At 58.5% G+C, this 13,390-nt stretch carries 16 protein-coding genes; 6 read left to right on the top strand and 10 right to left on the bottom strand.

The genetic code is table 11. The features are described 5' to 3' along the window. The first annotated feature begins 10 nt into the window (after positions 1–10). The gene (locus SLH49_RS01710) at positions 11–346 is read left to right on the top strand and encodes a DUF2794 domain-containing protein (protein WP_320267445.1); all 336 of its coding nucleotides are present in this window, start codon (positions 11–13) and stop codon (positions 344–346) included. On the opposite strand, the gene SLH49_RS01705 is transcribed toward SLH49_RS01710, so the two are convergent. The 3 genes from SLH49_RS01705 to SLH49_RS01695 all read right to left on the bottom strand — a co-directional run bounded on the left by SLH49_RS01705 (position 343) and on the right by SLH49_RS01695 (position 3,014). Beyond that, positions 343–1,158 carry a C40 family peptidase gene (locus SLH49_RS01705; RefSeq protein WP_320267444.1) on the bottom strand — a complete coding sequence of 272 codons (816 nt, stop codon included), beginning with the start codon at positions 1,156–1,158 and terminating at the stop codon, positions 343–345. The genes SLH49_RS01710 and SLH49_RS01705 overlap by 4 nt on opposite strands. Beyond that, complete coding sequence (locus SLH49_RS01700) at positions 1,155–2,534, bottom strand: leucyl aminopeptidase family protein (protein WP_320267443.1); 1,380 nt, start codon at positions 2,532–2,534, stop codon at positions 1,155–1,157. The genes SLH49_RS01705 and SLH49_RS01700 overlap by 4 nt, the downstream gene beginning before the upstream one ends. A gap of 63 nt (positions 2,535–2,597) precedes the next feature. Beyond that, entirely contained in the window at positions 2,598–3,014 is a 417-nt protein-coding gene (locus SLH49_RS01695) for a hypothetical protein (protein ID WP_320267442.1), read from the bottom strand. A 303-nt stretch (positions 3,015–3,317) separates the two neighbouring features. Here SLH49_RS01695 and SLH49_RS01690 point away from each other — a divergent pair, with 303 nt between their 5' ends. From SLH49_RS01690 to SLH49_RS01680, 3 genes are all read left to right on the top strand, one after another. Continuing rightward, on the top strand, positions 3,318–4,127 hold the full coding sequence (locus SLH49_RS01690) for an alpha/beta hydrolase family protein (protein ID WP_320267441.1): 810 nt from the start codon (positions 3,318–3,320) through the stop codon (positions 4,125–4,127). A gap of 281 nt (positions 4,128–4,408) precedes the next feature. Continuing rightward, the gene (locus SLH49_RS01685) at positions 4,409–5,386 is read left to right on the top strand and encodes a sodium-dependent bicarbonate transport family permease (protein WP_320267440.1); all 978 of its coding nucleotides are present in this window, start codon (positions 4,409–4,411) and stop codon (positions 5,384–5,386) included. Position 5,387: 1 nt separating this feature from the next. Then, on the top strand, positions 5,388–5,696 hold the full coding sequence (locus tag SLH49_RS01680; protein WP_320239443.1) for a DUF3240 family protein: 309 nt from the start codon (positions 5,388–5,390) through the stop codon (positions 5,694–5,696). Here the strand turns inward: SLH49_RS01680 and SLH49_RS01675 are convergent. Continuing rightward, positions 5,693–6,406, bottom strand: a complete 714-nt coding sequence (locus SLH49_RS01675) for a DNA helicase (protein ID WP_320267439.1) — start codon at positions 6,404–6,406, stop codon at positions 5,693–5,695. The two genes, SLH49_RS01680 and SLH49_RS01675, sit on opposite strands and share 4 nt — an antisense overlap. Positions 6,407–6,580: 174 nt before the next feature. After that, complete coding sequence (gene zapE, locus SLH49_RS01670; RefSeq protein ID WP_320268495.1) at positions 6,581–7,636, bottom strand: cell division protein ZapE; 1,056 nt, start codon at positions 7,634–7,636, stop codon at positions 6,581–6,583. Positions 7,637–7,687: 51 nt separating this feature from the next. Here zapE and SLH49_RS01665 point away from each other — a divergent pair, with 51 nt between their 5' ends. After that, the gene (locus tag SLH49_RS01665; protein WP_320267438.1) at positions 7,688–8,212 is read left to right on the top strand and encodes a hypothetical protein; all 525 of its coding nucleotides are present in this window, start codon (positions 7,688–7,690) and stop codon (positions 8,210–8,212) included. A 109-nt stretch (positions 8,213–8,321) separates the two neighbouring features. Further along, complete coding sequence (locus SLH49_RS01660) at positions 8,322–9,446, top strand: diguanylate cyclase (RefSeq protein WP_320267437.1); 1,125 nt, start codon at positions 8,322–8,324, stop codon at positions 9,444–9,446. A 69-nt stretch (positions 9,447–9,515) separates the two neighbouring features. Here SLH49_RS01660 and SLH49_RS01655 read toward each other — a convergent pair whose 3' ends face one another. The 5 genes from SLH49_RS01655 to fghA form a co-directional block, all read right to left on the bottom strand. Then, a complete protein-coding gene (locus tag SLH49_RS01655; protein WP_320267436.1) occupies positions 9,516–10,436 on the bottom strand; it encodes an alpha/beta fold hydrolase in 921 nt (306 codons plus the stop codon). Between the two features lie 14 nt (positions 10,437–10,450). Beyond that, entirely contained in the window at positions 10,451–11,386 is a 936-nt protein-coding gene (locus SLH49_RS01650; protein WP_320267435.1) for an ornithine cyclodeaminase, read from the bottom strand. Further along, positions 11,383–12,006, bottom strand: a complete 624-nt coding sequence (locus SLH49_RS01645; protein WP_320267434.1) for an HAD family phosphatase — start codon at positions 12,004–12,006, stop codon at positions 11,383–11,385. The genes SLH49_RS01650 and SLH49_RS01645 overlap by 4 nt, the downstream gene beginning before the upstream one ends. 87 nt (positions 12,007–12,093) lie before the next feature. Further along, positions 12,094–12,540: a YaiI/YqxD family protein gene (locus tag SLH49_RS01640; RefSeq protein WP_320267433.1), complete on the bottom strand. Its 447-nt coding sequence runs from the start codon at positions 12,538–12,540 to the stop codon at positions 12,094–12,096. Further along, positions 12,537–13,367 (bottom strand): S-formylglutathione hydrolase, encoded by an 831-nt coding sequence (gene fghA, locus SLH49_RS01635; protein ID WP_320267432.1) that lies wholly within the window; start codon positions 13,365–13,367, stop codon positions 12,537–12,539. Before fghA ends, SLH49_RS01640 begins: the two co-directional genes overlap by 4 nt. Positions 13,368–13,390: the final 23 nt, after the last annotated feature.

The following is a 13,390-nucleotide window of genomic DNA, read 5'->3' as shown; positions in this document are numbered from 1 at the left end:
CTGTCATTGTATGACGTTACATACCCCTTCGCCGTTTCAGTCCCCCCAGCAAGTCGCATTCCAACGCAATGAGCTTAACGTGATTCTCGGTTTGTATGGCCGGATGGTCGCGGCGGGCGAATGGCGCGACTATGGGATGTCGCATCTGCGGGACGTGGCGGTCTTCTCGGTCTTTCGCCGCACGGCAGAGCATCCGCTTTACCGCATCGAAAAGCGCCCGAAGCTGCGGCTGCGGCAGGGCCAATATGCGGTGATCGGGATGGATGGGCAGATCCTGAAACGCGGGAATGACCTGCGGCAGGTGCTGCGGGTCTTGGAACGCAAGCTGATCCGCGCGGTCGACTAAAGCCGCCTTCGCGCCAATACCGGCCCATCTCCCTGCGCCGCAATCCTCGTGATGGCCTGATCGATCGGCTCATAGTTGGTTGCCATATGATGGGCATTGGCGTGGATCATCGTCTCTGCATCCACCATCATCCCCACATGCCCCTGCCAAAAGATCAGATCGCCGCGCTGCAACGGTTCGGTCAGATCGTCTCCCAATGCCGCGCGCTGCATGTCGCTATCCGCCGGGCAGTCGACATCACAGGCCGTCAGGCCTGCCGCGATCAGCCCCGAACAATCAATACCGCGCGTGGAGTTGCCACCCCATAAGTAAGGGACACCAAAGAAGAGTTGCGCAACGGTGGCGGGGTCCGCGAATGGCCGGTCCAGTGGACGCAGATGCTTTTTCGGCACAAAGCCAGCATCCGTTTCAAAGAACTTCTGCCGTTCATCCAGAACCGATAGGCGCGCGCCAAAGGGCAGCCACTCCAGATCTGGTGATTTGAAGTCCGGTTCTTCATAGGCATGGGTGGCGGCGGTGGCGACCCGGTGGGTCATCGTCTTGACAGGGCCAAGCGCATCGGAGGTGACATATCCCACATAGCCATCCGCAGCTTGTAAAAAGGCCCAGCCCGCGCGGTCTTCGTACACCGTCACCGCAGCCCCAAGCAGCAATTGCCGGTCCCGCGCACCGCCGGGGCTAGCGCAAAGGTCGGTCACAGGGCGGCGCAGGCGCATCACCTCGCCCTGCACGTAACGCTCTGCTGTCACCTGCCCGGCCAGATGCATCGCCGCCACACGGCCATTGGCAGGTGTCAGACGCCGGTCGCTCACAAGTTCAAAAGCTCTGGCAGCGCATCCAGGATCGCCCGCGCGCCCATGCCAACGCCACCCTTCGGGCGCGACGGCGCAGCGTTCGGCTGCCATCCATAGATGTCGAAATGCACATAGCGGCTTTCGACAAAGCGGCGCAGGAATAGAGCGGCGGTGATGCTGCCTGCAAAGCCGCCCTTTGGTGCGTTGTCCAGATCGGCGATGCCGGGTTCGATCATCGCCTCGTAAGGGGCATGAAACGGCATCCGCCAGACCGGATCCGCAACGGCATCACCTGCCTTTAACAAAGCTGCGGCATCGTCATCGCGATCCGTGAAGAAAGGCGACAGATCAGGGCCTACCGCGACACGTGCCGCACCCGTCAGGGTCGCCATCGAGATGACGAGATCGGGCTCATCCTCATCCGACAGAGTTAGCGCATCGGCAAGCACCAACCGCCCCTCCGCATCGGTGTTGTTGATCTCGACCGTCAGCCCCTTGCGGGATGTCAGGATGTCCTGCGGCCGGAACGCATTGCCATCAATGCTGTTTTCCACCGCTGGAATCAGGACACGCAAGCGCAACGGCAGGCCCAGCGCCATGATCATCTGCGCAAGGCCCAGTACGGTCGCCGCCCCGCCCATATCTTTCTTCATCAATGCCATGGACGCGCCGGGTTTGAGGTTCAACCCGCCCGTGTCAAAGCACACGCCCTTGCCGACAAGCGTTAGTTGCGGCCCCGCCTGCCCCCAGCGCAGGTCCAAGAGACGCGGTGCGCGGGTGCTTGCACGACCCACAGTGTGGATCATCGGGAAATTTGACGATAACAGATCATCACCCGTGATCACATTGATCGCCGCGTTATGATCCGCCACGAGGCGCCGCGCCGCCTGCTCCAACTCGTCCGGCCCCATATCCGATGCGGGCGTGTTGATCAGATCACGCGTTAGCACCTCACCGTTTGCAATAATGGCCAACCGCTCCGCATCGACGCCTTGGGGCGCAACCAGGCCGGCAACCGGCTGCGCGGGTTTCCGGTACTGATCAAAGGAATACCCGGCAAGCAGCCAGGCCAGTGCCGCCTCTTCCAGATCAGAGCCTTCGAGCCCGCTTGCAATGCGATAGGTGCCTTTGGGTAAGGCCTTGGCAACAGCGCCCAAGTGAAATCGCCCGCGCGCGCGCTTCGCTTTTGTCCCAAACCCGATCAGCCCTTCGGAGATTTGACCCTCCGCATCAGGGATCAAGACATGCTCACCCAAACCCGCCGAGAACCCCTGAGCTTTGACCCAGTTCCGTGCGGGCGATTGCAGCCGGTCGAGCGCCTTATCCAAGGCATCCGCCGAAATCACATGAAGTGGGATTGCGTCGTCAGTCTCATCGGCAAAGGCAAGGGGCATTGGGGTTCCTGCGTCGTGTCAGTTACTCGTCACCCTAACCGCCAAGGAAAGCGCTGCAAGGTCCTAAACCTCGCGATAGGTCCAGATCTCTGAAACGGCCACGTCAAACCCACGTTCAAGCCGGGCCATTGTTGCCTCAAGTGCGACACCATCCATTTGTTCCAAACAGGTGACCACGTGACCGGCGGCAGCAGCCACCTCGATCAGGCCAATCTGGCTTGCCACCGACCGGATGCGGCGGGCAGGTTTGAACATCAGATCAAACCGGCTTTCGCTGCGCCCTTCCTGCAGCATATCAAGGCGCATCGCGATATCCTCAAGGATGCGGCACACCACCTCCTCAGCGGCATGAAAGCCCTTTTTGGCGAAAAGCGCATTCAATGCGGTCGGATCAAAGTGCAGATGATCCGAACAGCGCAGCACGATAACGTCGGATTCTGCATCGGGCACGGGTGCCAGGAAGGGAGTTGTAGTGTCCATGAGGGCGGTCCTAAGCCATCAAGGTTCCCAGAACGTTTAGCGCGCCGCCAAAAGTCGCTCGAATTCCATGAAAATGCGAACCATCCTTGCCCGTAGTTGGTTGGGAACCCAGATGTACGAGTGGTGCGAAGACGCCGCTGCCAGACCAATCTCAATCACCCTGCGAAGGCGCCTATCATGCGATCCAAGCAAGCCCTGATGATCTTACATTCCGCTCCAAAGAATTCTTCGACGAAGGGCCAGCCACACCAAAGCGCAGTGAACCGCTGCCGCACGGCCAACATGCTTTCTGGGCACTAGACAATGCGCTTGCGGCACTGGCTGATCATTGGCGCGCTTTCTGTTGTCGCCTTTTTTGCGGTGCTGCTGACAGGTCTTGATGATTTTGACCTTACCGAGTTTGAAAGCATAGAGATTGCGTTTCTAAGTGATGAGCAAACGCTGCGAGGGACATTGCTGCGACCAAATGAAGTGTTTGATCCGCCAATTGCCGTGATCGTGCATGGCGACGGTCCTCAGGACCGGTTTTCAGATGGTGGGTATCTGCCGCTATTCCATGTGTTGCTTGATGCGGGCATTGGCGTTTTCACCTGGGACAAGCCCGGAATTGGTAAAAGCGGCGGCAATTGGCTGGATCAGTCGATGCCTGACCGCTCGGCGGAAGCCATAACTGCACTGCAAATCATTCGCGACCACGATGATCTCTCATCAAGTCGAGTCGGATTTCTGGGATTTTCTCAAGCAGGCTGGGTCATCCCGGCAGCCACACACGAGGTGACACCCGCATTTGCGGTGCTGATCGGACCTGCAGTGAACTGGCAGGAACAAGGTGCGTACTTTACCCGTAAAAGGCTGGAAGCTGAGGGTGCCACTACGGACGAGATTGAAGCGACCATTGCAGCAGATGCACGACGCGACGCACGCATCTTTGCAGAAGAATATGTGCCCAGCAGGGAGGATCTGCGCGGTATGACGCCGGATCGTTTTGCGTTTGTGGCCCGCAACCATCAGACCGATGCAACCGACGACATCGCGGCGATGACCGGCCCGGTCCTGGCTGTTTGGGGCGCGGATGATCTGAACGTCGACGCAGAGACAGATGCGGCCAGATAGCGCGCGCTGTTGCCGAACCCAAACATGCAATCAAGTCTCATCATCCCCGATGCAACACACGGTCTGTTACGCACCCGTTTCTTTAACTACCAACTGGCTGATCAATGGCCCGCATACAGTCAGGCTCTGTTTCTGGTCGCAGGCCGACGCGCCTTTGCTCCGAACGCACTGGATGACATTGCCAAATGGATCCATGCACAGGTGAAGTGAGGGGGTGTGTCCACCATTTGCATTCAGCAGCAATTGCAGTAAACCGCGCCAAAATGGTCTGAGGGACGTTCATGTCAGAAATCCTGAGCTTGGCGGGCGAAAACCTGATTTCGCCCATTATCCTCAGCTTTGCGCTTGGCCTTGCTGCCGCCCTCGCCCGGTCTGACCTCACAATCCCCGAGGCTGTGGCCAAGGGGATGTCGATCTACCTGTTGTTTTCCATCGGCTTTAAGGGCGGTGTTGCGGTCAGTGCGAATGGGCTGGATCAGACGCTGATCCTGTCACTCATTGCGGGGCTCGTCCTGTCTTTCGCCCTGCCGCTGATTGCTTTTGCACTTTTGCGCATCATGACAGGGCTGTCGCATATCGATGCCGCTGCCGTTGCTGCCCACTACGGCTCAATCAGCATTGTGACCTTTGTGGCAGGCACCTCTGTTCTACAAGGGCGGCTTATTGACGCAGAGGGCTATATGGTTGCCGTGGCGGCTGTGATGGAGGCGCCCGCGATCCTGTCGGCCCTCTGGCTCGTGGCGCGCAGCGGAGGCGCCGCGAAGATGGAGCCCGGACTGATCCGCGAGCTTCTACTGAATGGCTCCATCGTCTTGCTGGTTGGTTCTTTCGCCATCGGCGCCATCACGGGCGAAGAAGGTCTGGAAGATATCAGCGCCTTTATCGTGGCACCTTTCCAGGGTGTGCTCTGTCTGTTCCTGTTGGATATGGGCCTGATTGCGGGGCGGGGATTGCGCCAATCACGGGGCGTGTTGGGGTTGGGCGCGGTCGGCTTTGCCATCCTGATGCCGCTCATTTCCGCCTCGATTGGCCTCGTCGTCGGCATGCTGATCGGTCTGTCGCTGGGTGGTATCGTCCTCTTGATGGTGCTCTCCGCCTCGGCCAGCTATATCGCGGTGCCTGCGGCGATGCGCGTGGCTCTGCCAGAGGCGAACCCGTCCGTCTATCTCACCCTTTCGCTGGGCGTGACATTCCCATTCAATCTGACTTTGGGCATCCCACTTTATCTTGCGGTCGCCCAATCACTCGCCGGAGGCTGATATGGAAACCCACACCGCCAAGCGCGTTGAAATCGTCATCGAAGCCCCGCTGGAACGTCGCCTGACCGATGCCCTGACCAGTGCGGGCGTCACTGGGTACACGATCCTGCCGGTGCGCGGTGGCTCTGGCCGCTCCGGCAAATGGACCCGCGAAGGTCAGGTGGGCCGCGCCGGTATGGTCGCTGTGGTCTGCCTGATCAAGCCAGAGCGGTTGGACGGCCTGCTCGACGCGGCCTTTGCCGTGGTCGAAAAGCACATCGGCGTGGTCAGCATCACCGATGCGCAGGTCGTCCGGGCCGAGCGATTTTAGGCGGCGACCGGCGTAATTCTCACGCCGCCATCACCGAAAAAGCAGGTCTTGCTGAACAGGTTTAGATCAAGCGGATTAGGCAGACGCACGTCCGACAATTCGGGGATCGGTCTGACAGAAGGATCGTAGTTCCGGCTGATCTGGGAGATCAACACGATGATCAGGCCCTGTCGTTGTGCGCAGTTTCGCAGCGCCGTGACCTGATGTGCCAGATCGGGATGATCGCGTCGCTGGTCCAAAAGCTGCAGATAATCAATCACAACAAGACTGCCGGAGGGCATCCCTGCCACCTGTGCAACAACATAATCTGCACTGATATCGTCCGAGACATCCAAGCCGAAAACCGCGCCCAGCGCCTGCGGGTCAACATCCAACTGCCGCAACCGGGCGACCACGTCGGCCTGCGTATACTCCAGAGAAAAGAAGACGCCTCGCCCGCCGTCCGCCACCGCGTCGGCGATCAATTGCAGGCCCATCAGCGTTTTGCCTTTGCCAGGGCGCGCGCCGAGCAGGACCAGATCACCGGGTGCAAGGCATGAGAGTAGCTGGTTTTGACGACTTTGCGCCTCCTGCGCGGCCAGCAGGCTCCAGGCTGAAAAGCCTTGCGTCCGGGCCATCTGGTCGAGCGCTCGGCTCAACGGGATCCTGTCGCGTTTGGCCAACGCCTTCGCGCGGCTTTTGAGAACGGGAATTGGTAATGTGCAATTCATATCTTACATCCATCGCTTGATGATCGCGTCACAGCCCCTCCTTTTGTGCGGTATCAGCGTGGTTGATATGATCGCGATGTGTCCTGCAGGCTCACTGCTTCCCGAAGCGGAGGGTGGTGGGCCGAACACCAAGGCCCAATTTCAGCCTAAGCCGCGGCCAAACAAATGCAACGGCTAAGTGATCCAATCCGCTGATTGCATCTCACGCAAGCGGCTTGCGGTGCGTTCAAACTCAAACGTGCCCTCACCCTCAACATAGAGCATCTCGGGCTGGGCAGCAGCGGAGGCGATTAACTGAACCTTCCCTTCGTAGAGCGCGTCGATCAGCGTGACAAACCGCTTCGCCTCATTGAAGTTGTTGCGCGAAAGGGCGGGAATGTCCTCCAGGATCAGAACCCGCACCGCATCGGCCAGTGCGAGATAATCTGCGGGGCCCAACGGTCGCCCACACAGATCAAAGAATTTCGCGCGCGCGACCCCGTTGTGAAACCGCGGCAATTCGACCTGGCGTCCATTCACATGCAGAACAAGCGTCTCGGATTGCCCATTGCTGAGCCGCGCCCAGATATCGGAAATCGCCGCGCGCGCGGCGGCATCAACCGGCGTGAAATAGCTTGGCGTTCCCGCGAGTCGGTCCTGCCGGTAATCGGTGTCGCTCGCCAATTCATGGACAACCATGCGCTCCTTTAGGAGATCAATGAACGGAAGGAAAAGCTGTCGGTTCAGACCGTCCTTGTAAAGGTCATCTGGTGGTCTGTTGGATGTGCTGACGATGGTGACGCCCGCAGCAAACAACGCCCCAAAGAGACGGCCCACGATCATTGCATCGGTGATGTCAGTGATCTGCATTTCGTCGAACGCCAAAAACCGGATGTCATCGGAGAGTTTGGCGGCCACTGGCGCAATCGCGTCATCAACGCCGCGCGCACGTGCCGCATTCATCTCCGCATGAACCCATTGCATGAAAGCATGAAAATGCCGGCGCTGTTTGGGCGCATCCACATGATCAAACAGCAAATCCATCAGCATAGACTTGCCACGGCCCACACCGCCCCACATGTAAAGGCCTGGAATCGGTGGCGGTGCCTTGCGAAACAGGCCCTTGCGCGGCGGCGGAACAGCCAGCGCGCTGCGTACCCGTTCAAGTTCCGGCAAGACGGCCACCTGCGCGTCATCCGCACGCAAACTGCCGGCAGCCACCGCCGCCTGATATGCCTCTTGCACTGTCATCGCGTCTGGATAGCTTGGGCCGCGTCCGTTGGAAAGCATGGCGTCACACAGATGAACCTCAGACCGGCAACACCAGATGACGTGGAGACGCTCGCGCATATCCATGTGACCGCCTGGCAGGAAACCTATGCCGGAATGTTGCCCGCCGAAGTCATTGCAGCCCAGACCATCGCGAAACGTACGTCTTTCTGGCGCATGTCACTTTCGGAAAACCTCGGGCGCGTGTGGCTGCTGGACGACACAGGCTTTGCCCATTTCGGCCCGCAGCGTACCCGGCGATGGCTGGCACAGGGCTATCCTGAAGAGCTTTATGCCATTTACCTTCTGTCCACCGCCTACGGCAACGGCACCAAATTGTTGAAGGCCTCGCATGGGCGAGATGGCAGGCCGTTCACGGCCAACGTCCTGACAGGCAACAAAAGAGCCTGCGCGTTCTACGACAAGACAGGTGGACGCATCCTGATCACCTGCAAGGATCGGGTCGGCAACGTGGTGGTTGATGAACATGTCTACGGTTGGCGCAGCCTTGAACCTCGAAAAAACCAAGATCATTCAAGGGACTTAAGCCCAATTTGAATTGAATGCACAAAACACAGGTAAGTTGTCGGGTCAGATTGCTTGTGTTGTTAAGATTACCGTTACGACCCGCGCGTTATGGTCGTCCTTCAAAGAGGACAGGACCGAGATGCTCCCAGCTTTTGAAAACATGATGCTTGTTGTCCAGCCAATCGCTTTGGCTGTTCTCGTAATCTATCTCTACGGGTTGTTTTCGCGGTCCTTGCAAAACAGGCATATCCTCAACAGCGTCATGGGTGGGATGCTTGGCTTTGCAGCGATCGCAGCCATGTCATCCCCAATTCCAATCGCCGACGGTGTGATTGTTGATATTCGAAACCTCTTCATCGGTGTTGCCGCCGCATTCTTTGGTGCCGTTGGCGGAATCATCGCCTTGGTGCTTGCTGCCACAATGCGCATTTCAATCGGTGGATATGGTATGTTTCTCGGCGTCACCGGCATGTTCGTTGCGGGACTAATGGCGTGGATCTGGGGCCACGCATTACGGCAACGCATCAAGAACGAGAATCTCGGCCTGTTCGTGCTTGCAATTATGATTTCGTTGCAGATGCTGACCGGCTTGTTCTTGCCGCCAGCCGTGCGCACCAGCTTTTTCCTAGGGCTTGGGCCGACGCTTCTTTTGGCCAATCTGATTGGCGCGTTTCTGTTGGGAAAACTGATCGCACGTGAACGCGCGTTGATCGCGGAAGCAAAACGTCTGGAAAATGAAGCGACAACCGATCCCTTAACCAAGCTGATTAACCGCCAGACCGCGACTGCAGCCTTTCGCAAGCTGCCCCGGATTGAGGATCCGTCTCAGGGTCAGGCCATGCTGTGTATCGATGTAGATAGCTTCAAAGGCATCAACGACAGCCATGGCCATGTCAGCGGTGATCGCGTTTTGGTAGAAATTGCGAAACGTCTTTCTGATTGCTTGCGCCCTGTCGATATTGTCTCACGGCTCAGCGGCGACGAATTTGTCATAATTCTGCATGCTGTGACCGCCAATCAGGCGCTTAGTATCGCGGAGCGTTGCCGACAGGCCATCGGTACAAGACCAATGACATTCGACAGTCGCATTTTAAGGCCATCAATCAGCGTTGGGGCAGTCTGGACGCAATTGCCAATGTCATTCAACGCATTCCGCGAAAAGGCTGATGACGCTCTATATCAATCCAAATCCGATGGTCGCAACTGTGTCACCTTCGAAATCCATAGCGAACCAAAGGGCTTTGTTGCTGCGGCCGTTGCCTAGGAACAGAACGCGCACGATCGCAACGCGAAGCCCAACTGGCTGAGCATTCCAAAGTGAAAGGCGCGGTTCTTAGTTACGCAGCGCAGTGCGCAGCGCGTTGATAAGCTGCTCGGCATGCGTGTAAGGCAGCGCGTGATCCGCACCGGAGACGACCTCTTGCCGGGCCGCCCGGTTCCATTGGGCCAAGACACCCAAGGCCTTGATTGGGATGATCTGGTCATTTTCGGCCCAGATAGCGATTACTGGCACATCTTCTCGCGCCAACTTACGGTGGTCCTTTTGCGATGACCCCGCCAGCATTCCGCGACGGCTCGACAGGATCGCGGGAAGATAGCCGCGCCGCGCAAGCTCTTCCCTTTGTGCCGCCAGCACCCGCTGGATATAGGGATTATCGAAATCAAGCGGGATCGCCTGCATAATCCGGCGGCGCACGAACATGCCGTGCCACCAATCGCCAAGCAAGGGAACCACCCGACAGAACCACGAAAACCGGCTTTCATTGGTCACAACACCAGCAGATGCCACAAGGATCACGCGGTTGATCCGATGCGGGTTCTCGGCGGCAAAGGCGGTCGCAATCGCACCACCCATTGAATAGCCCACAAAGGTGATCTCTTCTTCAACCTGCTGTTCTGCGAGAAGCTCGGACAATTGCTGTAAAAAGAACGCGCGACTTTGTCGCCCGAGCGGCGCGTCCGACAAACCGCGCCCGTAAAGATCATAGGTCAGTACGCGATAGCCCATGTTGCCCAGCGCCTCGGCCAGACCCTCCATCGCGATTTGCGGCGAGGCGAGCCCATGGATCAGCACCGCAACCGGGCCGCGCACCGGTCCAACCCAGCGATAATGCGTCACACCTTGCGACAATTGCGCAAAGCCACCCTCCGCACCACGTCGTTGCGCCGGGCCGATCGTCGTCCGTAGACGCTCCAGCACCACCGGAAGCAGTGCCAGGAAAGCAACGACCGCCAATCCTGCGCCAAACCACATCGCCCGCAGCCTTTCTAGCCTTGAATCAGCGCATCGCCCTGCGCTGCCTGCCAAGCCGACAAAATGTACCGACTTGTCATCAAATCCAAATGCGCCCCGCCGCCATTCTTGAACAATGTAATGTCCTGCGGATCACGCCGGACAAACTGATCAATCGCGTAATAGTCGGCGACAACGTAGTTTTCGTCAATCACACCGTTTGCGATGGGGATTTTCAACTCTCCGATATGGTCAATTGTCGTGGCGCGACTGTCCACAAAGACGCGAGAGCGCAGCAGGGCCTCATCGTCAACCTCGCGCATATCAGGGCGATAAGCACCAATAAGATCAATGTGTTGACCCGGTTGCAGCCACGCGCCCTTGATCAAGGGTGCGGTCGCCATTGTCGCACACGCCACAATATCAGCATCACGTACCGCCGTCTCCAGATCCGTCGCCACCTCAACCTCTGGATGCTGCGCGCTGAACGCCTCGGCGCCTTCTTTCGAGCGGTTCCAGATTGTGAACTGCGCCTGCGGAAACCCTGCCCCATAGGCCGCGACCAGAGAATGAGCAACAGTTCCGGCACCAACGATCAGCACTTTTCGACTGTCAGGTCGCGCCAGCCGTGTCGCAGCAAGCAGGCTGTCGCCTGCTGTCTTCCACTTGGTCACCAGCGCGAAATCCAAAATCGCCTCTAAGGTGCCATCCCGACCTGAGAAAAGGTTCACCGCCCCGCCAATGGCGGCTTTGCCTTCCGCGCGATTGCCGGGAAAGATCGTAGCGCATTTGACCGCCAATCCCATCCCCGCAATCCAGGCCGAGCGGTTCAGGAGCGTGTTCTCACCTTCATACAGGAATACATCGGCCACTTCGGCCTTGGGCAATTCGTGCCCTGCGGCCAATGCCTCGGTCAGCGCAAGCCAATCTAGATGCCGCTCACCGTCGGCGAATGGGATCATCACCGTCATTGCGCGGCTGCTTGCGTCAATAGACCCGCCTGAACAAGCCGGTCTGCCCAACCCTGCGACCCTTCAAACAGATGTGTTTGCCACCCTCTTGCAGCTGCCGCATCGATATTGTCAGGCTTGTCATCGGTGAAGAGCAGTGCGGTCGGATCCAGTCCGCAATCCGCCTCAACCATCTGATAAATCTGCGCTTCCGGTTTGATCACGCCCATATGGCCCGAGATATAGCGGCGGTCGAACTCACCCAGAAAAGGATAGACCGGCTCAGCCACTTCAAATGTCTGGATCCCGAAATTGGTGAGCGCGAAAACAGGAACATCGGCGGCTCGCAAGGCCTGCAAAAGCCTGACAGAATGGTCGATGGCGGGAGCCGCCATCTCAATCCAGCGATCATGCCACATCCGCACTTCATCGGCCCAGCCGGGATTCGCCTCAGCGGCGGCATAGATCGTGTCGCGAAAGTTGCCGCCGCGATCGACGACATCATTGATGCCGTGCAAATCGATCTCGGCAAACATCGCTTTGCGACGTTCGGGGCCGATCACGCTGTCATAAAACCGTTCCGGTTGCCATTCGATCAGCACATTGCCGATATCAAAGATCACCGCCTGCACGTCTGCCATATCTGCCCCTCTTGCCCTGGCGTCACACTAGCGGGGTGAGGGGCACTGTAAACACCCTTGCAACTCAGGCGGTCAGAGATTGCTGCGCTAAAGCCGCGCGGCCTGCCGCACCACCCGTTCCAACGCATCCAGAAAGCGTGCCCGATCCGCCTTACCAAACGGCTTGCCCCCGCCCTGCCGGAACGGATCGGCGGCGCGCATATCGGCCATCAGATCGCGCATGGCGAGGACATTGCCGATGTTTTTTTCGGTCAAGGCCTCACCATTGTGCTTGAGCACCAGTGCACCGTTCTCAATGCAGCGCGCCGCTAACGGAATATCACCGGTGATCACCGCATCGCCACGAGTCGCACGTTCCGCAATCCACATATCGGCAACATCCGGACCGTCAGGCACCACAACGGTCTCAACAAGCGGGTTTTGCGATGGTCGCAAACCGCCGTTCGAGACAATGAACATTTTCAGCTTGTGGCGGGTGCCGACCCGCTCGATCTCGGCCTTGACCGGGCAGGCATCGGCGTCAACGTAGATCACCGGTAGAGCGCAGCGGCGTGAAAGGTCACGTGATCTTCCACAAAGCTTGAGATGAAGAAGTAAGAGTGATCATAGCCCTTTTGAAGGCGCAGCTGCCCCTCTTGCCGACGCGCCGCCATGGCCTGCGCCAGATGTTCCGTCCCCAACAGATCGCCGAACTGATCATCCGTGCCGGTATCCACCAGAACTGGCCCGTCGAAACCGGCCTCGCGCATCAAAAGCGTCGCATCATGGGGCGCCCATGTAGCTTCATCGCTACCAAGATAAGCAGCCAATTGCTTGCGGCCCCAGTCGCTTTGTGTCGGATGGCAAATCGGTGCAAAGGCAGAAACGGACCGGAAACGCCCAGGCAAGGACATCGCCAAGGTCAGCGCGCCATGGCCACCCATCGAATGCCCGGTGATTGCCTGCCGCTCCATATCCAGCGCGAAGTGTTCCGCCAGAACACCGGGCAATTCATCTGACATGTAGTCCCACATCTGGAAATGCCGCGCCCACGGGTCTTGCGTCGCATTCACATAAAACCCCGCCCCTTTGCCCAGATCATAGGCCTCATCATCCGGCACATCGTCACCGCGCGGCGAGGTGTCAGGAAAGACCAGGGCGATCCCATGCTCGGCCACCCAGGCCTGCGCCCCGGCTTTGGTCATTGCGTTTTCATGGGTGCATGTCAGCCCCGACAGGAACCACAAAACCGGCACCGGGCCGTCCGCCGCCTCGGCAGGCAGGAACAAGCCGAATGTCATATCGCAGGAACAGGCATCCGATTTGTGCGTGTAGACGCCCTGCGTCCCCTCAAAACTCCGGTTCTCAGAAACAGTTTCCATACCACCCTCCTGTCATCGCAACA

This window comes from Cognatiyoonia sp. IB215446, from assembly GCF_033963825.1.
Lineage (GTDB): Bacteria > Pseudomonadota > Alphaproteobacteria > Rhodobacterales > Rhodobacteraceae > Yoonia.
The sequence above is the reverse complement of the archived record's forward strand: the minus strand, read 5'-3'. Positions and strand labels throughout refer to the sequence as shown.

Bases quoted from the DNA above. Each gene is read 5' to 3' on its own strand.
- SLH49_RS01710 (WP_320267445.1), top strand. From the start codon at position 11: ATGACGTTACATACCCCTTCGCCGTTTCAGTCCCCCCAGCAAGTCGCA.
- SLH49_RS01700 (WP_320267443.1), bottom strand. From the start codon at position 2,534: ATGCCCCTTGCCTTTGCCGATGAGACTGACGACGCAATCCCACTTCAT.
- SLH49_RS01695 (WP_320267442.1), bottom strand. From the start codon at position 3,014: ATGGACACTACAACTCCCTTCCTGGCACCCGTGCCCGATGCAGAATCC.
- SLH49_RS01690 (WP_320267441.1), top strand. From the start codon at position 3,318: ATGCGCTTGCGGCACTGGCTGATCATTGGCGCGCTTTCTGTTGTCGCC.
- SLH49_RS01685 (WP_320267440.1), top strand. From the start codon at position 4,409: ATGTCAGAAATCCTGAGCTTGGCGGGCGAAAACCTGATTTCGCCCATT.
- SLH49_RS01680 (WP_320239443.1), top strand. From the start codon at position 5,388: ATGGAAACCCACACCGCCAAGCGCGTTGAAATCGTCATCGAAGCCCCG.
- SLH49_RS01675 (WP_320267439.1), bottom strand. From the start codon at position 6,406: ATGAATTGCACATTACCAATTCCCGTTCTCAAAAGCCGCGCGAAGGCG.
- zapE (WP_320268495.1), bottom strand. From the start codon at position 7,636: ATGACAGTGCAAGAGGCATATCAGGCGGCGGTGGCTGCCGGCAGTTTG.
- SLH49_RS01665 (WP_320267438.1), top strand. From the start codon at position 7,688: ATGAACCTCAGACCGGCAACACCAGATGACGTGGAGACGCTCGCGCAT.
- SLH49_RS01660 (WP_320267437.1), top strand. From the start codon at position 8,322: ATGCTCCCAGCTTTTGAAAACATGATGCTTGTTGTCCAGCCAATCGCT.
- SLH49_RS01655 (WP_320267436.1), bottom strand. From the start codon at position 10,436: ATGTGGTTTGGCGCAGGATTGGCGGTCGTTGCTTTCCTGGCACTGCTT.
- SLH49_RS01650 (WP_320267435.1), bottom strand. From the start codon at position 11,386: ATGACGGTGATGATCCCATTCGCCGACGGTGAGCGGCATCTAGATTGG.
- SLH49_RS01645 (WP_320267434.1), bottom strand. From the start codon at position 12,006: ATGGCAGACGTGCAGGCGGTGATCTTTGATATCGGCAATGTGCTGATC.
- fghA (WP_320267432.1), bottom strand. From the start codon at position 13,367: ATGGAAACTGTTTCTGAGAACCGGAGTTTTGAGGGGACGCAGGGCGTC.